18 protein-coding genes are annotated in these 20,152 nt (G+C 66.7%); 6 read left to right on the top strand and 12 right to left on the bottom strand.

The window, feature by feature from the left end:
- Position 1: 1 nt before the first annotated feature.
- The gene (locus ACNQR1_RS32975) at positions 2–940 is read left to right on the top strand and encodes a glutamate ABC transporter substrate-binding protein (protein WP_418050594.1); all 939 of its coding nucleotides are present in this window, start codon (positions 2–4) and stop codon (positions 938–940) included.
- On the top strand, positions 940–3,216 hold the full coding sequence (locus ACNQR1_RS32980) for a serine/threonine-protein kinase PknG (protein ID WP_418050595.1): 2,277 nt from the start codon (positions 940–942) through the stop codon (positions 3,214–3,216). Before ACNQR1_RS32975 ends, ACNQR1_RS32980 begins: the two co-directional genes overlap by 1 nt.
- Here the strand turns inward: ACNQR1_RS32980 and ACNQR1_RS32985 are convergent, their stop codons facing one another.
- Entirely contained in the window at positions 3,217–3,939 is a 723-nt protein-coding gene (locus ACNQR1_RS32985; protein WP_418049717.1) for an IclR family transcriptional regulator, read from the bottom strand.
- A 90-nt stretch (positions 3,940–4,029) separates the two neighbouring features.
- On the opposite strand from ACNQR1_RS32985, the gene ACNQR1_RS32990 reads away from it, so the two are divergent.
- Complete coding sequence (locus tag ACNQR1_RS32990; RefSeq protein WP_418049718.1) at positions 4,030–4,986, top strand: TauD/TfdA dioxygenase family protein; 957 nt, start codon at positions 4,030–4,032, stop codon at positions 4,984–4,986.
- Positions 4,987–4,992: 6 nt separating this feature from the next.
- Here ACNQR1_RS32990 and ACNQR1_RS32995 read toward each other — a convergent pair whose 3' ends face one another.
- The 4 genes from ACNQR1_RS32995 to ACNQR1_RS33010 are packed head-to-tail and all read right to left on the bottom strand — an operon-like array spanning position 4,993 to position 11,136.
- Positions 4,993–6,129 (bottom strand): acetate kinase, encoded by a 1,137-nt coding sequence (locus tag ACNQR1_RS32995; protein WP_418049719.1) that lies wholly within the window; start codon positions 6,127–6,129, stop codon positions 4,993–4,995.
- The gene (pta, locus tag ACNQR1_RS33000) at positions 6,123–8,207 is read right to left on the bottom strand and encodes a phosphate acetyltransferase (protein ID WP_418049720.1); all 2,085 of its coding nucleotides are present in this window, start codon (positions 8,205–8,207) and stop codon (positions 6,123–6,125) included. Before pta ends, ACNQR1_RS32995 begins: the two co-directional genes overlap by 7 nt.
- Before the next feature lie 16 nt (positions 8,208–8,223).
- Complete coding sequence (locus ACNQR1_RS33005) at positions 8,224–9,549, bottom strand: aspartate aminotransferase family protein (protein WP_418049721.1); 1,326 nt, start codon at positions 9,547–9,549, stop codon at positions 8,224–8,226.
- Positions 9,550–9,579: 30 nt separating this feature from the next.
- Positions 9,580–11,136 carry an APC family permease gene (locus ACNQR1_RS33010; protein ID WP_418049722.1) on the bottom strand — a complete coding sequence of 519 codons (1,557 nt, stop codon included), beginning with the start codon at positions 11,134–11,136 and terminating at the stop codon, positions 9,580–9,582.
- Between the two features lie 244 nt (positions 11,137–11,380).
- Between ACNQR1_RS33010 and ACNQR1_RS33015 the strand changes: the two genes are divergently transcribed.
- The gene (locus tag ACNQR1_RS33015; RefSeq protein WP_418049723.1) at positions 11,381–12,142 is read left to right on the top strand and encodes a GntR family transcriptional regulator; all 762 of its coding nucleotides are present in this window, start codon (positions 11,381–11,383) and stop codon (positions 12,140–12,142) included.
- A gap of 10 nt (positions 12,143–12,152) precedes the next feature.
- Here the strand turns inward: ACNQR1_RS33015 and fgd are convergent, their stop codons facing one another.
- Complete coding sequence (gene fgd / locus ACNQR1_RS33020) at positions 12,153–13,163, bottom strand: glucose-6-phosphate dehydrogenase (coenzyme-F420) (protein WP_418049724.1); 1,011 nt, start codon at positions 13,161–13,163, stop codon at positions 12,153–12,155.
- A 62-nt stretch (positions 13,164–13,225) separates the two neighbouring features.
- Between fgd and ACNQR1_RS33025 the strand changes: the two genes are divergently transcribed.
- The gene (locus ACNQR1_RS33025) at positions 13,226–13,960 is read left to right on the top strand and encodes an MBL fold metallo-hydrolase (protein WP_418049725.1); all 735 of its coding nucleotides are present in this window, start codon (positions 13,226–13,228) and stop codon (positions 13,958–13,960) included.
- Here the strand turns inward: ACNQR1_RS33025 and ACNQR1_RS33030 are convergent.
- From ACNQR1_RS33030 to ACNQR1_RS33045, 4 genes are all read right to left on the bottom strand, one after another.
- The gene (locus ACNQR1_RS33030; RefSeq protein WP_418049726.1) at positions 13,957–14,238 is read right to left on the bottom strand and encodes a hypothetical protein; all 282 of its coding nucleotides are present in this window, start codon (positions 14,236–14,238) and stop codon (positions 13,957–13,959) included. The two genes, ACNQR1_RS33025 and ACNQR1_RS33030, sit on opposite strands and share 4 nt — an antisense overlap.
- A gap of 66 nt (positions 14,239–14,304) precedes the next feature.
- Positions 14,305–15,399, bottom strand: a complete 1,095-nt coding sequence (locus ACNQR1_RS33035) for an LLM class flavin-dependent oxidoreductase (protein ID WP_418050596.1) — start codon at positions 15,397–15,399, stop codon at positions 14,305–14,307.
- Positions 15,400–15,407: 8 nt separating this feature from the next.
- Entirely contained in the window at positions 15,408–15,920 is a 513-nt protein-coding gene (locus tag ACNQR1_RS33040) for a GNAT family N-acetyltransferase (protein ID WP_418049727.1), read from the bottom strand.
- Positions 15,921–16,501: 581 nt separating this feature from the next.
- Positions 16,502–17,581 (bottom strand): class I SAM-dependent methyltransferase, encoded by a 1,080-nt coding sequence (locus ACNQR1_RS33045; protein WP_418050597.1) that lies wholly within the window; start codon positions 17,579–17,581, stop codon positions 16,502–16,504.
- 73 nt (positions 17,582–17,654) lie between these two features.
- Here ACNQR1_RS33045 and ACNQR1_RS33050 point away from each other — a divergent pair, with 73 nt between their 5' ends.
- The gene (locus ACNQR1_RS33050) at positions 17,655–18,518 is read left to right on the top strand and encodes an SDR family oxidoreductase (protein WP_418049728.1); all 864 of its coding nucleotides are present in this window, start codon (positions 17,655–17,657) and stop codon (positions 18,516–18,518) included.
- On the opposite strand, the gene ACNQR1_RS33055 is transcribed toward ACNQR1_RS33050, so the two are convergent.
- On the bottom strand, positions 18,515–18,928 hold the full coding sequence (locus ACNQR1_RS33055; protein WP_418049729.1) for a hypothetical protein: 414 nt from the start codon (positions 18,926–18,928) through the stop codon (positions 18,515–18,517). The genes ACNQR1_RS33050 and ACNQR1_RS33055 overlap by 4 nt on opposite strands.
- Positions 18,929–18,931: 3 nt before the next feature.
- The gene (locus ACNQR1_RS33060; RefSeq protein ID WP_418049730.1) at positions 18,932–20,140 is read right to left on the bottom strand and encodes an O-succinylhomoserine sulfhydrylase; all 1,209 of its coding nucleotides are present in this window, start codon (positions 20,138–20,140) and stop codon (positions 18,932–18,934) included.
- Positions 20,141–20,152: the final 12 nt, after the last annotated feature.

A 20,152-nucleotide genomic window follows, 5' to 3' on the forward strand; every position in this document is an offset into this window, starting at 1 on the left:
CGTGACCGCGGCCCTGGCGGTGGCCGGGTGCAGCCAGAGCGCACCGGCCTTGACGCTGCCGACGATGACGCTGGCGCCGCCCAGCCCGGCCGGCATGCAGGAGCTTGCACCCCAACCCGTGCGGGTGCCGGAAGCCGAGACCGACGAGTGCAACCGCACCGCCAGCCTGCGGCCGTTCCCCAACAAGGCCGACGCCGACGCGGCGGTCGCCAAGATCCGCGACCGCGGCCGGCTCATCGTCGGGCTCGACATCGGCAGCAATCTGTTCTCGTTCCGCGATCCGATCACCGGCCAGATCAACGGTTTCGACGTCGACATCGCCGGAGAGGTCGCGCGCGACATCTTCGGCACGCCGTCGCAGGTCGAGTACCGCATCCTGTCCTCGGCCGACCGGATCACCGCCCTGCAGAACAATCAGGTCGACATCGTGGTCAAGACCATGACGATCACCTGTGAGCGCCGCAAGGAAGTGAACTTCTCGACGGTGTACTTCATGGCCCACCAACGCATCCTGGCCGCGCGTGACTCCAACATCTCGCAGGCCTCCGACCTTTCCGGCAAGCGGGTGTGCGTGGTGGACGGGACGACGTCGCTCAAACGGATCCAGCAGATCAGCCCGTCACCGATCATCGTCTCGGTGGTGACCTGGGCCGATTGCCTGGTGGCGCTGCAGCAGCGTCAGGCCGACGCGGTCAGCACCGACGATTCGATCCTGGCCGGGCTGGTGGCCCAGGATCCGTATCTGCACATCGTCGGCCCCAGCCTCAACGAGGAGCCCTACGGCATCGGGCTGAACCTGCAGAACACGCCGCTGGTCCGGGTCGTCAACGCGACACTGGAACGGATCCGCCGTGACGGCACCTGGAACACGCTGTACCGCAAGTGGTTGACCGTCCTGGGTCCGGCACCGACACCCCCGGCCGCGAGGTACGTCGACTGATGAAGAAGCCCGACGACTCCGAGCTGCCCGAGACCCCCGACACCGAGGGCGGACCCGGGACACAGCCGGCGAGCCTCGAAGACCTCGACATGGATTCGCAGTCGACCCTGCGGCCCATGGCGACCCAGGCGGTGTTCCGCCCGGAGTTCGACGATTCCGACGATCCGACGTTCGGCGGCGGCGACACCGAGCCGCAGAACCTCGCCACGATCGCCACCCGGATGCTCTCGCCGATCCGCAGGCTGGGCGGCGGACTGGTCGAGATCGCGCGGGTGCCCGAGCGGGATCCGTTGACGGCGTTGATGACCAACCCGGTGGTGGCCGAGCAGAAGCGGTTCTGCTGGAACTGCGGCAAGCCGGTCGGCCGGTCCTCGTCCGACGGACATGCCCTCTCGGAGGGCTGGTGCCCGCATTGCGGCAGCGCGTACTCGTTCCTGCCGCAGCTGTCCCCGGGCGAGATCGTCGCCGACCAGTACGAGATCAAGGGCTGCATCGCCCACGGTGGGTTGGGCTGGGTGTATCTGGCGTTCGACCACAACGTGAACGAACGCCCGGTCGTGCTCAAAGGCCTGGTGCATTCCGGTGACGCCGAGGCCCAGGTGATCGCCATGGCCGAACGCCAGTTCCTGGCCGAGGTGACGCACCCGGGGATCGTGAAGATCTACAACTTCGTCGAACACGATGACAAGCACGGCAATCCGGTCGGCTACATCGTGATGGAGTACGTCGGCGGAACCTCGCTCAAACAGGCCAGGGGTACCCGGCTCCCGGTGGCCGAGGCCATCGGCTACATGCTGGAGATCCTGCCCGCGCTGGGCTATCTGCATTCGATCGGGCTGGCCTACAACGACCTCAAGCCCGAGAACATCATGATCACCGAGGAACAGCTCAAGCTGATCGACCTCGGTGCGGTGTCGAAGCTCAACTCCTACGGATACCTGTACGGCACACCGGGATTCCAGGCGCCCGAGATCGTGCGCACCGGTCCGACGGTGGCCACCGACATCTACACCGTGGGACGCACGCTGGCCGCGCTGACCATGAACCTGCGTACCCGGCGGGGCCGCTACGTCGACGGGCTGCCGTCCGAGGACACGGTGCTCGACACCTACGATTCCTTCGGCCGGTTCCTGCGCCGCGCCATCGATCCCGATCCGCGACGCCGGTTCCGCAGCGCCGAGGAGATGTCATCGCAGCTGCTCGGTGTGCTGCGTGAGGTGGTGGCGGCCGATACCGGAATCCCCCGGCCCGGTCTGTCGACCGTGTTCAGCCCGTCGCGATCCACGTTCGGCGTCGATCTGCTGGTCGCCCACACCGATGTCTACGTTGACGGACAGGTGCATTCGGAGAAACTGACCGCGCAGGAGATCGTGCGCGCACTGCCGGTGCCGCTGGTGGACCGCACCGATGTCGGGGCGCCGATGCTGGTGGCAAGTGTGCTCAGCCAGCCCGTGCACACCCTGGACCAGTTGCGCGCGGCCCGCCACGGCGCGATCGACGCCGAAGGTGTGGATCTGTCCGAATCGGTGGAGCTGCCGTTGATGGAGGCGCGCGCCCTACTGGATCTGGGCGACGTCGCCAAGGCCACCCGCAAGCTGGACGACCTGGCGACCTGGGCCGGGTGGCGCTGGCAGCTGCTCTGGTTCCGCGCGGTGGCCGAGATGCTCTCAGCCGATTACGACTCGGCGACAAAGCATTTCACCGAGGTCCTGGACACCCTACCCGGGGAGCTGGCGCCCAAGTTGGCGCTGGCTGCGACGGCTGAACTGGCCGGCACGGCCGATGAGCTGAAGTTCTACAACACCGTGTGGAGCACCGACAACGGGGTGATCTCGGCCGGCTTCGGACTGGCCCGCGCCGAGTCGGTCGCCGGATCGCGCGACAAGGCGGTCCAGACCCTCGACGAAGTTCCGCCCACCTCAAGGCATTTCACCACAGCCAGGTTGACCAGCGCGGTCACGCTGCTGTCGGGACGGTCCACCGGCGAGATCACCGAACAGAACATCCGCGATGCGGCCCGACGGGTCGAGGCACTGCCCGATTCCGAGCCGCGCGTGCTGCAGATCCGGGCGCTGGTGTTGGGCACCGCGATGGACTGGCTGGCCGACAACACGGCGAGCAGCAATCACATTCTCGGATTCCCGTTCACCGAACACGGCCTCAAGCTCGGCGTCGAGGCGTCGTTGCGGGCGTTGGCCCGGGTCGCCCCCACCCAGTCGCACCGCTACGCACTGGTCGACCTGGCCAACAGCGTGCGGCCGATGAGCACCTTCTGACTAATCCGGATTACCGCGGGACAGCAGATTGGCTGCCTGGCATACCAATTCGGCGAAGCCCGCGAGGCTGCGCTGCGGCATCCGCTCGGCCGGACCGCTGATGGCCACCACGCCGAGCGGACGGCCGTCGGCTTCGAACACCGGTGCCGCGATGGTCATCGAAGGCTCGTTCACCCCGTTGCTGGCAGCGTAGCCACGGGCGCGGCATGTTTCGAGATGTGCCGAATAGGCATCGTCAGGGGTGTCACCGAGCAGTTCGACCTGGCGTTCGCGGCTCAGGAACGGCAGCAGAATCTGGCCGGTGGCACTGTCGCGGGCCGGGATGACGGTGCCGACCCGTGGCGCCATGCGCAGTGGCTGCGAACTCTCCGCCACCTGTGACACAACGAGATTCGACCCGACAGGTTCGTTGAAGATGGCGGTCTCGCCGGTCTGCACCGCCAGTTGCTCAAGCGCTTGCTGGATGACCTGGCGCATGTCGGACTTCGCGCGCGAGCTGTGGGCGATGGCCAGGATCCGCGGAGTCGTCTCCCACTGCGTCAGCTGATCCTCGCGCGCCCGGATCCACCCCTGCTCGGCCAGGGTCACCAGCGCGCGCTGCACGGCACTCTTGTCGACGTCGAGCATCCGCGACAGCGCCGCGACCCCGACCGGCTGATGCGCGGCAACCGCCTCGAACACCACCAGCACGCGCGCAGCAGTGGAGCTGCCCTTGACGGCCATCGGCAATCCTCATTACAGTCATATCAGAGTTTGATCTGACTGTATCACTAAATGACATAGACACCAAGCATTGCCGAGAGGACATCTGCCATGGCCGCCATTCATGTCGATCCCCTGCGGGCCGACCTTTCCTTCGGCGCGCGGGTCACCGGCGTCTCGCTGCGGACATTGGAAGACCCTGCGGTCCGGGACCGACTCCGCGAGGTGTTCGACGATCGCGGGATGATCCTTTTCGAGGACGTCGAACCTGACGGCCGACTGCAGGTCGAGATCAGCAAGGTGTTCGGGCCGCTGAAGGACCATCCGATTCCCACCGTCCCGCGGGCGGGCGAAGCGCTGCATCCCGGCGTCATCGAGATCGGTCAGGCACCGCGCGACGGCAACATCGTGATGATCGACGGCAGAGAACTCACCTCGTGGCTGCCCTGGCACTTCGACCACTGCTACAACAACGAACTCAACCGGGCCGGTGTGCTGCGGTGCATCACCGGTGTCACCGAAGGCGGCGAGACCGGATTCGCCGACGGCATCGACCTCTACCGGACACTGTCACCCGAACTGCGGCAGCGCATCGAGGACCGCAACGTCCTGTACAGCCTGAACCTTCGGTTCCGCGACATGCGTTTCGGCCTGGCCGACGGCTTCCGCGAGATCCAGCCGCACAAGGCCCTGCAGAAGACGATCGACTACGGCAAGAAGCTGCCCCGTGCTGTCCATCCCGCGGTGTGGACCCGCGGCAGCGGGGAGAAGGTGCTACACGTCTCGCCGTGGATGGCCGAAGGGCTGGAGGACGACGAAAACGCCTCGGGCGACGAGCTTCTCGAAGCGGTATGCAAGGAGATCCTGGCCAAGATCCAGCCGTACTTCCACAAATGGCGCGCCACCGACATGGTCATCTGGGACAACCTGCGCATGCTGCACGCGGTCAGCGGCCATGATCCCGACGAGCCGCGCGTGATGCACCGCACCACCATCGAGGGCGACTACGGACTGGGCTACTTCGAGGGCAACGCGGTCGGCGACAAGATCCTCGAGATGACGGTCTGAGGGCCGTCAGACCAGGGCCGCGCTCGCCCGCGCGATGGCCAGCTCCTCGTTGGTCGGCACCACCAGCACCGTGACCGATGAGTCCGGCGTCGAGATCCGGCGAGCCTCGCGCGATCCTGCCGCGTTGAGTTCCTCGTCTATCTCGATCCCCAACCCGGTCAGCCCGGCCAGCGCATCGCGGCGTACCGCGGCGTCGTTCTCGCCCACCCCCGCGGTGAAGCTGATGACATCGGTGCGGCCGAGCACCGCCAGGTACGCACCGACGTACTTGCGCAGCCGGTGGATGTAGACGTCGTACGCCAATTGCGCGTTCTCGTCACCGGATTCGATCCGGGCGTGCAACTTGCGGAAGTCGTTCTCGCCGCCGAGGCCACGCACGCCCGACTGGCGGTTGAGCATCGTGTCGACGTCCTCGACCCCCATGCCGGCCGCGCGGCACAGATACATGATGATGCCCGGGTCGACATCGCCGCTGCGGGTGCCCATCACCAGACCCTCCATCGGGGTCAGGCCCATCGAGGTGTCCACCGGCCTGCCTGCCGCGATCGCCGATGCCGACGCCCCGTTACCCAGGTGCAGGACAATCTGATTCAGCGACTCGTAGGGCCGATCGAGAAAGACGGCGGCCTGCCGGCTGACGTACTGGTGCGAGGTGCCGTGGAAGCCGTACCGGCGGATGCCCCAGCGCTCGGCCACCTCCCGATCGATGGCGTAGGTCGCCGCGGCGGCAGGCAGGTTGTGGAAGAACGCGGTGTCGAAGACCGCGACGTGGGGCAGATCGGGAAGCAGCTTGCGGGCCACCTCGATACCGAGGATGGCCGGCGGGTTGTGCAGCGGGGCCAGCGGTGACAGCTCTTCGAGCTTGGCGATCAGATCACCGTCGATCAGGGTGGGCTGGTAGAAGGTCTTGCCGCCGTGCACCACCCGGTGCCCCACTGCCACCAGACCCAGGGTGTCCAGGTGCAGGCCTTGACCGGCCAGTTCGTCGAACGCCGCCCGCAGCGCGGCGTCATGATCGGGCACCTGCGCCGAGCCGATCTGCTCGATGATGCCGTCGGCCAGGAACTCTCCCGAATCCGGTTTGACCACCGCGTATTTCAGCGAGGACGAGCCGGAGTTGACCACCAGAACCGTCATCAGCACCCCTGTGCCTGAATCGCCGTGATCGCCACGGTGTTGACGATGTCCTCCACCAGCGCCCCTCGGGACAGATCGTTGACCGGCTTGTTCAGGCCCTGCAGCACCGGGCCGATCGCGATCGCGCCGGCGCTGCGTTGCACGGCCTTGTAGGTGTTGTTGCCGGTGTTGAGGTCCGGGAAGATCAGCACGGTGGCCCGGCCCGCCACCGGCGAATCGGGCATCTTGGTCAGCGCGACCGAGGGCTCGACCGCGGCGTCGTACTGGATCGGACCCTCGACCAACAGATCACGATCGCGCTGGCGCACGAGTTCGGTTGCGGCCCGGACCTTGTCGACATCGGCGCCGGTGCCCGAGGTCCCTGTCGAATACGAGAGCATGGCCACCCGCGGGTCGATGCCGAACTGCGCCGCGGTGCGCGCCGAGGAGATCGCGATGTCGGCGAGTTGCTCGGAGGTCGGGTCGGGCACGATCGCGCAGTCACCGTAGGCCAGCACCCGGTCGGCCAGGCACATCAGGAAGATGCTCGACACCGTCGAGATTCCCGGCGCGGTACGGATGATCTCGAAGGCGGGACGCACGGTGTGCGCGGTGGTGTGGGCGGCACCCGACACCATGCCGTCCACCATCTCGTTGTGCACCAGCATCGTGCCGAAGTACGAGACGTCGTGGATGATCTCGCGGGCCTGCTCGACCGTCACGCCCTTCTTGCGTCGCAATTCGGCGTACTGCTCGGCGAACTGGTCGCACAACTCGCTGGTGCGCGGATCGAGAACGACGGCCGCTTCGATGTTCACGCCGAGTTCTGCTGCCCGGGAACGGATCTGACTTTCCTCGCCGAGGATGGTCAGCTCGGCCACCTCGTGCTGCAGCAGCCGGCCCGCGGCCCTGAGGATGCGGTCGTCGGTGCCCTCGGGCAACACGATGCGCTTGCGGTCGGAGCGGGCCTGGTCGAGCAGCTGGTAGGTGAACATCTGCGGAGTGGTGACCGCCGGAATCGGGATGCTCAGCTGGGCGAGCAGATCGTTGACATCGACGTGTTTGTCCATCAGCGCCAGCGCGGTGTCGATCTTGCGCTGCGATTTCGCGGTGACCCGGCCGCGGGCGCCGGCGACCCGGCTGGCGGTCTCGAAGGTTCCGTACTCGGTGGCCACGATGGGCAAGCGCAGTCCCAGGCCCTCGACCAGCGAGGCGATGGCCGGATGCAGTTCGAGCCCGCCGTTGAGGATGATGCAGGACAGTGACGGAAATCCTTCTGCGGCATGCGCACTCACCACGGCGAGCACCACGTCGGACCGATCACCCGGGGTCACCACCGCGACACCCTCGGTCAGGCGCTCCAGCACGTGCTCGGCGGTCATCCCCGCCACCAGCACACCCATCGCCTCACGGGACAGCAACTCCGGATCCCCGGCGATCACGGTGCCGTCGACCGCCACCTTCAGTTCGGCCACCGACGGCGCCACCAGCAACGGTTCCTCGGGGAGCACGTAGGCGGGCGGGCCGAGCGGTTTGAGAGCCTCGGCCACCGCGGTCAGCTGCGCAGGATCGCAGCGGTTGGCCACGACGGCCGCGGCGTGCGCATGCTGGTGGTTGAGCTCGGCCAGGCACACCTCGACCACGTGGGCAACCTCGTCGGGCGTGCGGTCGGCAGCCTTGACGGCGAGCACCACGGGTGCGCCGAGGTTGACCGCGATGCGCGCGTTCATGCTGAGCTCGCTGGGCGTGGCGACATCGGTGTAATCGCTGCCGACGATCAGCACGGCATCGCAGCGCTCGGCCACCCGGTGGAACCGGTCGACGATGTCGGTGATGGCGACGTCGGGGTCCTCATGCACCTGCTGGTAGCTGACGCCGACGCAGTCGTCGTAGCTCAGCCCCGCGGTGGTGCCGGCCAGCAGCAGTTCGAGGATGTAGTCGCGGTCCTCACCCAGGCGCGTGATGGGCCGAAACACCCCCACCCTGGGCACGGTGGCGGCAAGCCGGTGCAGAATGCCCAGCGCAATGGTCGACTTACCGGTGTCGCCTTCGGGTGAGGCGATGTAGATCGCGGTCGCGATCGAGGCCCGACTGTCGTCATTCATTGCCTCAGATTCTGCCCTAACCGGGCAGCTCGGCCAGCGCCCCCACGAACTCCGTGCAGAACCAGTCCACGTCGCTGTCCGAGAACACCAGGGGCGGCCGCACCTTGAGGACGTTGCCGTCCGCCCCGCAGACCGAGATCAGCACCTTGCGATCCCGCATCGCGTTGACCAGATCGTGCGCTGCGGCCCGGTCGGGGCCTGAGCTCTCGCGGTCGGTGACCATCTCGATGCCGACGTAGAGCCCGGCACCGCGGACATCACCGATGCGCGGGTTCCCGGCGGCCACCCGGGTGAGCTCGTCGCGCAGGGCGGTGCCCACCTTGGCCGCGTTGGCCATCAGGTGCTCGTCCTCGATGACGTCGAGCACCGCGCCCGCGGCCGCCATGGACACCGGGTTGCCGCCGAACGTGTTGAAGTACGGCACCTCGCGGGCGAACACCTCGAGCACCTCGCTGCGCGCGGCCATCGCCGCCACCGGCAATCCGTTGGCCATCGGCTTGCCCATGGTGACCAGGTCGGGCACCACGCCGTGGCGGGTGAACCCCCACATCGCCTCCCCGGTGCGGCCGAAACCGGGCTGCACCTCGTCGGCGACGAACACGCCGCCGGCCGCGCGTACCGCGGCCACCGCGGGCGCCAGCACCGAGGGGTCGGGGTAGATGCCGTCGGAGGAGAAGAAGGTGTCCACGATCAGACAGCTCAGGCCGGCCCCGGCCGCCTTCAGGTCGGCGATCGCGGCTTCCACATCGGCCAGGAACCGGCCGGCCACCTCGGCGCCCGCGCGGTAGCTGTCCGGAGCGGCCACGGCGCGCACATGCGAACCGATGCTGGTCGCGCCACCGATCGACGGTGAAATCGCCGTCACCGCTTCGGTATTGCCGTGGTAGGCGTCGCGAGTGACGATCACACCGCGTGCCCCGGTGTACATCTGGGCCACCCGCAGCGCCAGATCGTTGGCCTCCGAGCCGGTGCAGGCATACATCACCTGGTCGACTTCTTTCGGGAGCGTGGCCAACAGCCGCTGCGAGTAGTCCACGATGCCGTCGTGCAGATACCGGGTGTGGGTGTTGAGCGTCTCGGCCTGGCGGGTGATGGCGGCCACCACCCGTGGGTGGCAATGCCCGACGCTGACGACGTTGTTGTACGCGTCGAGGTAGCGCGCGCCGTCCGCGTCGAACAGGTGACTGCCGCTGCCCCGGACCAGGTGTACCGGCCGTTCGTAGAACAGCCGGTACGCCGGGCCGAGCAGGTGGGCGCGGGCCTCGATCAGCCTCTCGGTGTCGGGATCGGTCGCCAGACCCCCCGAATAGCTGTTGGAGTCCATGATGTTCGAGAACCCCATGGCACGTCCTTTCGCCACCCGCGCGCCCCGCTAACGTTCGTGCGCTTCCTCCAACACTGTGCGCCCGAGATCGGAATAGCGTTGCGGATCCCTGAATTTCAGGAACAGCGCCCACAGCACACCACCGATTCCGGCGATGCCAACAACATACGGGATCGACGTGAAGATCCAGTCCGAAGCGGCGGAACCCGCAGCAAACGACGCGTTCTTGGCGAGCAGGTAGATCACGTAGAGCATGCCGACGCCACCCAGCAGCGGAGCCAGGAACGTGGTGAACCAGTTCGCGGTCTCGGGATGCCGCTTCTGTACGTGGAAGAACGAGATCACCGAGAACGCCGCCAGGGCCTGCACGATCATGATGGCCGTGGTGCCCAGCAATGCCATCAGGCCGTACAGACCGGTGTAGGGGTCACGTCCGGTGATGTCGAAGAAGAGCACCACCACGGTCGCGAAACCGGTCTGTACGAATCCGGCGATGTGCGGTGAGCCGTGCACCGGATGGGTCGAGCCGATGGTCTTGCGCATGCCCGGGATGACGTTCTCGCGGCCGATCGCGTACAGGTAGCGCGCGGCGCAGTTGTGAAAGGCCATGCCGCAGGCGAACGAGCCCGTCATCAACAGGATCTTGAACATGTCGACGGCCCACTCACCCAGGTGCTGGTGCACCGGGGTGAAGAAGATGTCACCCGCTGTTGCCGAATCCTGTGCCAACGCAATCGCATTCTGCGGACCAGTACCGACGATCGCCAGCCACGAGACCAGCACGTAGAACGCGCCGATGCCGACGACCGAACAGATCACCGCAATCGGGATGATCTTCTTGGGGTTTCGGGACTCTTCGCCGTACATGGCGCTGGACTCGAAGCCCACCCAGGACCAGAACGCGAAGAACAGGCCGACGCCGGCCGATCCGGCGACGGTGATCATGCTGCCGTCGACACCGGCCACCTCACCGGAGAGACTCTGGAAACCGTTGAGCGGGTTGAGCGATCCCAGCGACCACCCCTGCGGACCGCCACCGGTGAACACCACCGACAGCGCCATCATGGCCAGCATGATGATCTCGGTGATCAGGAACACCCCGAGCACCTTGGCCGCCAGATTGATGTCGAAGTAGGTCAGCACGGCGTTCACGGCCAGCATCACGACGGCGAAGATGACCCATGGCACGTCGATGTTGAAGAACGATTTGAACAGATCGTTGCCGAAGAATGAGAAGATACCGATCAGCGACGCCTCGAACACCATGTAGGCCAGGGCCGTGAGGAATCCCGCTCCCAGGCCGACGACGCGCCCCAGTCCGTGCGAGATGTACCCGTAGAAGGCGCCGGTCGCGGTGATGTGCTTGCTCATCGCCGCATAGCCGATGGCGAACAGGGTCAGCACGATGGTGGCGACGAAGTATCCGGCGGGCGCGTAGGCGCCGTTGCCGAAGCCGACCGCGATCGGCACGTTGCCGACCATGGCCGTGATGGGAGCGGCCGTGGCGACCGCCATGAACAGCACGCCGACCAGTCCCACGGCGTTGGGTTTGAGGCGTTGGATGGGGGCACCGGACGGGGCCGGCGGATCGATGATCTCGCTCATTGCGGGTCCTAACTGAAGGACGGTTTTCGGACCACTATTTGGTCTGATTGTTCGATGTCGACTACGGCATTGTGGTGCGACGCAGCACATTGTTATCCTGCCCAGATCATCGGGCAACTCGAAACTTATTGCGGTTCAAGACCTTTGTTGCCATCATGTTTCGAACCTGGGAATCGTGCAACGGGCAGGTTAATCGGCCGTTTTTGGTCTGCTCCGCCCGCCCGATTTGGTTCACACTCGGGGTATGCCTCTGACACCGGGCGGTCCTGTCGCCGAAGACGTGCGTCGACGCATCCTGTCCATGCTGGCCCTGGGCACCCTGCGCCCCGGCTCCCGGCTGGGCACCGAGCGGGAGATGGCGGAGAGCTTCGCGGTGTCGCGTTCCACGCTGCGCAGCGCACTGCTGCCGTTGAGCCAGGCCGGCGTGCTGGAACGCCGGACCGGGCGCAACGGCGGCACGTTCGTGCGGGCCGACGTCGTGGAACGCAACGCGGCCGAATTGGCCGGCCTGCCCGCCAGGCTGCACAGCGGCGGTCACAGCAGCGCCACCCGGGTCCTGTCGACCGACCGCAGACCGGCCACCCAGGTGGAGTCGCGTGCACTGGAAATCGCCGATGGCGCGGAGATATTCACCATCCGCAGGCTGCGCTTCGCCGACGGGGTGCCGCTGTCGGTCGATCTGTCCTGCTTCGTGGCCGAACGCATGGAGGACCTGCTGGAACAACCGCTCGGCGGTTCGCTCTACGAGTTGCTGCGGGTGCGGTACGGGCTGACGCCGGCCGTCACGACCGAGACCATCGAGGTGGTCAGCGCCAGCTCCCGCGAGGCCGAGTGGCTCGACATTTCCCACCGCAAGCCACTTTTGGCGATCACACGCATCACCCGCGACAGCAGCGGCGAGCCGTTCGAGTACGCCTCGGACCTGTTCCGCGCCGACCGGGTCCGGCTCACGGCGACGAGCCATGGCGCGGTCGGCGCGGTACAGCGCTCCGTGAGCAGCGCCTGAGTCGCGCTACTCAGCCCAGCTTGCGCAGCCGGGGCTCGAGGTCCTTCTTGAACAGGTCGAGGAACCGGCGCTGGTCGTGTCCGGGTGCGTGGAACACCAGGTGGTTCAGGCCCCACTTGACGTACTGGCCGACCTTCTCGACGGCCTCATCGGGATCGGACGCGACGATCCAGCGCTTGGCGACCTGCTCGATGGGCAGGGCATCGGCGGCCTTCTCCATCTCGATCGGGTCGTCGATCGAGTGCTTCTGCTCAGGTGTCAGCGACAGCGGCGCCCAGAACCGGGTGTTCTCCAGCGCCAGCTCAGGGTCGGGATCGTAGGAGATCTTGATCTCGATCATCCGGTCGATGTCGTCGGCATTGCGCCCGGCGGCCTCGGCACCCTCCTTGACCGCGGGGATGAGCTTGTCCTTGTACAGCTCCTCCCCCTTGCCGGAGGTGCAGATGAACCCGTCACCCGCCCGGCCCGCGTACTTGGCCACCACCGGGCCACCGGCGGCGATGTAGACCGGCACGCCGCCCTCGGGCACGTCGTAGATCGAGGCGCCCTTGAGCTTGTAGTACTCGCCGTCAAAATCGACGCGGTCGCCCAGCCACAGCTCACGCATGAGCTTGACCGACTCGCGCAGCCGTGCGAAGCGCTCCTTGAACTCCGGCCATTCCCCGGCGTAGCCGGTGGCGATCTCGTTGAGCGCCTCACCGGTGCCCACACCCAGGAAGATGCGGTCCGGGTACAGGCACGCCATCGTCGCGAACGCCTGCGCGATCACCGCCGGGTTGTACCGGAACGTCGGCGTGAGCACCGATGTGCCCAGCACCAGCCGCTCGGTGCGCTCACCCACCGCCGTCATCCAGGCCAGCGAAAACGGCGCATGCCCGCCCTCGTGGCGCCAGGGCTGGAAATGGTCGCTGACCGTCGCACTGTCCATTCCCGCCGCTTCGGCCAGCACCGCCAGCTCGACGAGTTCACGCGGGGCAAACTGCTCCGCCGATGCCTTGTATCCCAGTTTCAGTTCAGCCATATCTCTCTCTGCTCCTCGCGTGCGCGCCAGTTCGTTTCTACTCCTATGCCTAAACTCGCGACATGGCAGCAGCCCTCACCGCGATCACCGAGCACGTGCACTTCGCACAAACCGACTTGGTCAACTGGACGCTGGTGACCGACGGAAATCGGGTCATGCTGATCGACGCCGGTTTCCCCGGGCAGCGCGAGGACGTCCTCGGCTCGGTGCGCCAACTCGGGTTCACCGTCGACGACATCACCGCCGTCCTGCTGACCCACGCCCACATCGACCACTTCGGGACCGCCATCTGGCTGGCGAAAACCCATGGCACACCGGTCTTTTGCCACGACGCGGAGCTCGGGCACACCAAGCGTGAGTATCTCGAGCAGGCCGCGCCCGCAGATGTGGTCCGCAACATCTGGCAACCCCGATGGCTGAAGTGGGCGGCCACCATCACCGCCAAAGGCGGCATGAACCACGCAGGCATCCCCACCGCGCAGGCCCTGACCGACAACGACGATCTCCCGGGTGATCCGGTGCCGGTTCCCACCCCGGGGCACACCGGCGGGCACTGCTCGTTCGTCGTCGACGGGGTTCTGGTCAGCGGCGATGCCCTGGTAACCGGGCATCCGCTCCTGCGGCAGACCGGCCCGACACTGCTGCCCGCACTGTTCAACCACGACGAGGCAGGCTGCCTGTCCAGTTTGAAGACGCTGGCGGACGTCGAGGCCGAGGTGATGCTGCCCGGACACGGGCCGGTGTGGCGCGGATCGATCGCCGACGCGGCGTCTGCTGCCGCTGCCCGGCACGCCTAGTGCTGCAAGATGCGGTAACCCAGCAGGAAGAACCCGGTCAGGCACAGGCCGCAGGCCAGCACGATCGTCGGCATGAGGACCATCTGATCGAGTTCGTCAGGGTCGAAAACCTCGTCGTCGTACACCGAACCGAACAGCACCCGGGCAAACCTGCTCCGGCGAAATGCGTGCATCCGTCGTTGTGATTTCGCCGAATCCGCCCGACGACCGATGAACAGCCGCAAAGCCAGCCCGGTCGCGAACACCACCGCAGCCGCTGCCAGCAGCAACGATCCCACGACTACCTGCAGACTCGGCAAATACCCCCCTAGCGGTGACGACAGCTTCGGGGGCCAGCCTAGCCGCTAACTGCCCCACCGCTGCGCGATCAGCTGGTGGGAGCGCAACCTGTCCTCGTGCCGGTGCGTCACCGAGGTGATGACGAGTTCGTCCGCCCCGCTGACCCGCGCCAGCGCTTCCAGCCGCGCGGCCACCTGATCCGGATCGCCGACGAATTGTGTTGCGGTGCGGTCCCGGACCACCTCCAGCTGTTCGTCGGACAGCGGCTCGCTGTCGGCCGGATCCGGGTAGGGAGCCGCGCCACCGCCGACCCGGATCGAATACACCCAGTGGCCGTAGCTGGACGCCAGATACCGTGCGGTGGCTTCGTCCTCGGCCACCACCACATCCGCCGACACCGCCACGTACGGTTCGGACAAGTGCTCCGACGGGGTGAATCCGTTGCGGTACACCTCGATCGCCTCCAGCGCGGTGGCCGGGGTGATGTGATAGCTGGCCACGAACGGCAGCCCGCGGGCGGCGGCGACGCGGGCGCTCTGCCCCTTGCTGCTGCCGAACACCCACGGGGTCAGGGCGGCGCCTGCGCCGGGAACGGCGGTACCGACCTGGTACCGGCCGGCGAGCATGGCCAGGATGTCATCCAGCTGTTCGGCGAAATCCGGTGTGACAGCTTCGGGTTGCTGCAACACCGCCATCCTGGACCGCAACGTCGGGTCTCGCATCAGCGCGCTGATGTCGTACGGTGCCGGGACGACCACCCCGTCGACCTCGTGCCATTCTCTGGGTGGCCGCGGCTCGCGGGGTTTGTCCCGTACCGCTTCGGAGCGCTTCTGTCCCGAACGGCCCACCCCCAGATCGATCCGGTCGGGATGAAACGCCGCCAGCGTGCCGAAGCTCTCCACCACCGCGACGGCGGTCGTGTGGCCGAGTTGCACAGCCGCGGTGCCGACCCTGATCCGTTCGGTGGCCGCGGCGATCTGCCCCACCAGAACGGCGGGCGACGAGCTGGCCACCGATACGAAATGATGCTCGGCGACCCAATACCGTTGGAAGCCCCACTGTTCGGCGTGCTTAGCCAGGTCCACGGTGTTGCGCAACGCGGTCACCGCGTCGCTGCCGGCACTGATCGGGGCCAGGTCGAGTATCGAGAGCGGCGCCACCTTGGCTGTCACGTCAGCTCCTTCTCGAACGCGATCGGGAAGACGGTCCCCTCCCCCTCGGCCGGCATCGGGGCGATCAGCCGGGTGTAGCCCGCCGAGTCGTAGAGCGCTTCCGCCTCGGGCTGGAGGTGCCCCGTCGTCAGATAGACCCGGCAATACCCGCGTGCGGCGATCTGGAGTTCGAGGTGGGCGAGCAGCGCCGCGCCGTATCCGCGTTTCCGGAAACGGCTGTCGGTCCAGATGCGTTTGAGCTCGGCGGTCTCGGCGTCGAATCGGGTGAAGGCTCCGCCGGTGACCGGAACTCCGTCGAGCACGCCGATGTACAGCCCGCCGCCGGGCGGGGCGAACTCCTCGTCGGACTTCCCGCGCAGCCAGCCCATCATCAGTTCGGGTGTGCCGCCGTAGCGCCCCGAGTACTCCACCGACAGTTCGGCCAGCAGCGGCGCGGCCAGTGGATCATCCAGGCCGACCGCGACGAACCGCACACCACTCACGGAGGCTGACTTAACCACCGTTTGCATACCCACGGCTGTTTCAACGCACATCCGGCCACACCATTCCAACCACGATCAGCCTGATCGAAAACCTGCCGGAGCCTGCTGCTGCGCCACCCTCGGCCGAGATCCCATCGGCAAACGACACCCGCCCACTCCAACCACGGGAATGGTTGATCTTGAGCAACATTTCGACCGCCTATCCTGCCGGAGGTGAAATGCCGAATTAATTTTCCTCGGCAATGAAGGCATTTTTGTCGCCACCGTAAAACTTGCACTGACCTGGCGCTGAGCGCATTCTCACATTGTTCTGATGTGCCATATATGTGGCAACCGGGGAGGGAATCAAATGGGGGGACATTTGCGGTTGAATGCTGCAAAGAAAATGCTCATCGCCGGTTTGATGTTCGGGGCGGCCATTTCCGCGCCCTTTGTCGGTATCGGCACCGCCGCTGCGACGTCGCCGGTTTCGTCCTACCCGGCCGACTCGACGTACCCGGCGGACCCGTCGTGGCCGTCGCCCGCGTCATGGGGGTCCTACCCCGCGGAGCCGTCCTACCCGGCAGGGTCGTCGTACGGGGGCCGATGAGTCATCCGGGCACAGGCGCTCATTTGCGAGCCAGGTAGTAGTAGTTCGACGGGTCCTGCTCGATCTCGGCGACTTCCACGTCGCGGAATCCGGCGTCGTTCAGCATCGAGATGGCCAGCTGCCTGCCCCACATCGTGCCCAGCCCTGCACCTCCCAGACCGAGCGACACCGACATGCAGTGCGTCAGTGACACGGCGTAGCGGTACGTACTCATCGCGACGCCGATGTTGTCCTCCAGCCGACTGGAGGCCTTGATGTCGGCCATCACCAGCACTCCCCCCGGCCGCAGCGCGCGATAGATGTTCGCCAGGACCCCGGCCGGCTGCGCCTGGTCATGGATGGCATCGAATGCGGTGATGAGGTCATACGCCGCGGTGTGATCGAGGGTCGCCAGATCAGCAGGCACGAACGAGACATTGGTCAATCCGCGCCGCGCCGCGCCGTCCGCCCCGGTGGCGATCGCCTCCTGCGAGAAATCGATACCGGTGAACCGGCTCGCCGGATAGGCCTGGGCCATCAGCCCGACGGCATACCCGCTGCCGCAACCGAAGTCGGCGACGTCGATACCGGTTTCCAAGCGCCGGGGAAGGTCGTCGACCAACGGCAGCACCGCGTCGATCAAGGCGGCATCGAAAACCTCGCCGCTCCGCTCGGCCATCACGGTGTGAAAGCGCGGATAGTCGTCGTAGCTCAAACCGCCGCCATCGCGGAAGCAGCCGAGGATCTTCTGCTCGACCTCGCACATCAGCGGGACGTACTGGGCCAGGCGCGCGAGATTGCCCAGGCCCGACTCGCGGGTCAGCGCAGCGGCCCGGTGGGCGGGCAACCGATAAGTCGAGGCTTGCGCGTCGTAGTCGACCACCCGGCCTGCGGCCATCCCGCCGAGCCACTCACGGACGTAGCGCTCGTCGAGTCCGGCCGCCTCGGCGATCTCGGCGCTGGTCGCCGACGGTAGTTTCGCCATCGCGTCGAACAGCCCGGTCTGGTGGCCGATGCTCAGCAGGAGGGTCAACCCTGCGCTGTCGATCGCCGCGGTGATCCGCTCGAAGAATTCGTCCGCGGTTTCGGTAATTGCCTGCTGACCGGTGCCATTCGCCATCACGCCCGCCCAGACTACGCCGCCTGCCCCACCCTCTTCCGCACAAAACTTGACACGTGTAAAGTTCGCCGCCATGGACAACATCAGGGGCAAGACCATCGCGATCACCGGCGCCGCCCGCGGCATCGGTTACGCCACCGCCAAGGCCCTGCTGGGCAAAGGCGCCCGGGTCGTCATCGGTGACCGTGACGTGGCCCTTCAGGAGTCGGCCGTCGTCGAACTGACCAAGCTCGGCCAGGTCTCCGGCTACCCGCTCGACGTCACAGACCGCGAATCGTTCGCGACCTTCCTCGACAAGGCCCGCACCGACGGCGGCGGGCACATCGACGTGCTGATCAACAACGCCGGTGTCATGCCGGTCGGCCCGTTCCTCGAACAGAGCGAGCAGTCGATCCGGTCGAACATCGAGGTGAACGTCTACGGCGTGCTCACCGGCTGCCAGCTCGCGCTGCCGGAGATGGTCAAGCGTCGCAGCGGCCACATCATCAACATCGCGTCGCTGTCAGGCCTGATCCCGCTGCCCGGTCAGGTGGTCTACGTCGGCGCCAAGTACGCCGTGGTCGGCCTGACCACCGCTCTGGCCGACGAGATGGCACCGCACGGGGTCGACGTCTCGGTGGTCATGCCGCCGTTCACCAACACCGACCTGATCTCGGGCACCAAGTCCGGCGGGGCGATCAAGCCGGTCGAGCCCGAAGACATCGCCGCAGCCATCGTCAAAACCTTGAACAAGCCCAAGACGCACGTGTCCGTGCCGCCGCCGCTGCGCTTCACCGCACAGGCCGCGCAGATGCTGCCGCCCAAGGGTCGCCGCTGGATGAACAAGAAGCTGGGCCTGGACAACGTCTTCCTGGAGTTCGACACCGCCAAGCGCAAGGCCTACGAGGACCGGGCCCAGGCAGCTCAGGGCGTCATCGACTCCGACGGAAAGAACTAGCCGAATTCCGGCAGCGGCTGACCGGCGCGGTAGCCCTCGATCACGTCGAGGGCCCCGCCGAGCAGCTCCTCGTGGGTGAATTCGTAGCGCTCGACGCTGCCGACGAACACCACCCGCACGATCTCGCCGTCCTCGGCCGCGTCCAGCCACAGTGAGGTCACCGGCAGGCCGTCCGCCACGGGAGATCCGGACGGCTCGTAGAACCACACCGCGTAGTCGTCGTTGGACTGTTCCTCGTCGAACTCCCAGCCGCGCTGGGTGATTCGCTCGTCGAACTCGGCCAGGTCGGCGACGACGGCATCGGGGATGTCCGCGAGTTGATCGACAGATTCCGCCGACACCCGGTGCACGCTCCGGTCGGCCTGCCGCTTGCGGCGGCGAGCCTTCTTGGCGTCGGATCCCCGTGACACGCGCTAACCCAGCGCCTGGTCCAGGTCGGCGATCAGATCCTCGGTGCCTTCCAGGCCGACGGAGATGCGGACCACGCCGTCGCCGAGGCCGATGGCTGCACGCCCCTCCGGACCCATGGCCCGGTGAGTGGTGGTGGCCGGATGGGTGATCAGGGTCTTGGCATCGCCCAGGTTGTTGGAGATGTCGATGACCCGCAGCTTGTCCAGCACTTCGAACGCACGGTCCTTGCCGCCGTCGAGCTCGAAGGTGACGACGGTGCCGCCACCACGCATCTGCCGCTTGGCCAGGTCGTACTGCGGATGCGATTCCAGGAACGGGTATTTCACCCAGTTCACGCCGGCCTTGGCCTCCAGGAACTCGGCCACCGTGTGCGCCGAGCGGTTCGAGTAATCCACCCGAACTGCCAGCGTCTCAAGGCCTTTCAGCAGCGTCCAGGCGTTGAAAGCACTGATCGCCGGGCCGGTGTGACGCATGAGCTTCTGCACCGGGCCGTCGATGTACTCCTTGTCGCCCAGGATCGCCCCGCCCAGCACCCGGCCCTGACCGTCGATGTGCTTGGTACCGGAGTACACCACCACATCCGCACCGAGCGGCATGCCCTGCTGCAGCAGCGGGGTGGCGAAGACGTTGTCCAGCACCACCTTTGCGCCGGCGGCATGTGCCAGCTCGGACACCGCGGCGATGTCGACCAGGGACTGCATCGGGTTGGACGGTGTCTCGAAGAACACCGCCTGAGTCGGGACCGACAGTGCCTCTTCCCACTGCGAGAGGTCGTCACCGTCGACGAACACCGTCTCCACACCCCAGCGGGGCAGGATCTCGTTACACACCACGAAGCACGATCCGAACAGGCTGCGGGCGGCCACCAGCCGATCGCCGGCGCCCAGCAGCGCACCGAGCGCGGTGAACACCGCTGCCATGCCGGTGGCGGTCGCGAACGCCGCCGGAGCGTCCTCGATCAGGCGTAGCCGCTCCTCGAACATCGAGATGGTCGGGTTGCCGTAGCGGGAGTAGACAAAGCGGTCGATCTCGCCGGTGAATGCCTTCTCGGCCGCGGACGCGGACTCGTAGACGTACCCCGAGGTCAGGTACATCGCCTCGGCGGTTTCCTCGAACTCCGAGCGCAGCAGGCCGCCGCGCACACCGATGGTGGCCTGGCTGACGCCCTCGGGCAGGGCAGCCGGGATCCGGACAGATGGGATGTCAGTCATGAGGCTCTCAGC

This window comes from Mycobacterium sp. 48b, assembly GCF_048282725.1.
GTDB lineage: Bacteria > Actinomycetota > Actinomycetes > Mycobacteriales > Mycobacteriaceae > Mycobacterium.

Coding starts and splice junctions, on each gene's coding strand:
- ACNQR1_RS32980 (WP_418050595.1), top strand. CDS start 940: ATGAAGAAGCCCGACGACTCCGAGCTGCCCGAGACCCCCGACACCGAG.
- ACNQR1_RS32985 (WP_418049717.1), bottom strand. CDS start 3,939: ATGGCCGTCAAGGGCAGCTCCACTGCTGCGCGCGTGCTGGTGGTGTTC.
- ACNQR1_RS32990 (WP_418049718.1), top strand. CDS start 4,030: ATGGCCGCCATTCATGTCGATCCCCTGCGGGCCGACCTTTCCTTCGGC.
- pta (WP_418049720.1), bottom strand. CDS start 8,207: ATGAATGACGACAGTCGGGCCTCGATCGCGACCGCGATCTACATCGCC.
- ACNQR1_RS33005 (WP_418049721.1), bottom strand. CDS start 9,549: ATGGGGTTCTCGAACATCATGGACTCCAACAGCTATTCGGGGGGTCTG.
- ACNQR1_RS33010 (WP_418049722.1), bottom strand. CDS start 11,136: ATGAGCGAGATCATCGATCCGCCGGCCCCGTCCGGTGCCCCCATCCAA.
- ACNQR1_RS33015 (WP_418049723.1), top strand. CDS start 11,381: ATGCCTCTGACACCGGGCGGTCCTGTCGCCGAAGACGTGCGTCGACGC.
- fgd (WP_418049724.1), bottom strand. CDS start 13,163: ATGGCTGAACTGAAACTGGGATACAAGGCATCGGCGGAGCAGTTTGCC.
- ACNQR1_RS33025 (WP_418049725.1), top strand. CDS start 13,226: ATGGCAGCAGCCCTCACCGCGATCACCGAGCACGTGCACTTCGCACAA.
- ACNQR1_RS33040 (WP_418049727.1), bottom strand. CDS start 15,920: ATGCAAACGGTGGTTAAGTCAGCCTCCGTGAGTGGTGTGCGGTTCGTC.
- ACNQR1_RS33045 (WP_418050597.1), bottom strand. CDS start 17,581: ATGGCGAATGGCACCGGTCAGCAGGCAATTACCGAAACCGCGGACGAA.
- ACNQR1_RS33050 (WP_418049728.1), top strand. CDS start 17,655: ATGGACAACATCAGGGGCAAGACCATCGCGATCACCGGCGCCGCCCGC.
- ACNQR1_RS33060 (WP_418049730.1), bottom strand. CDS start 20,140: ATGACTGACATCCCATCTGTCCGGATCCCGGCTGCCCTGCCCGAGGGC.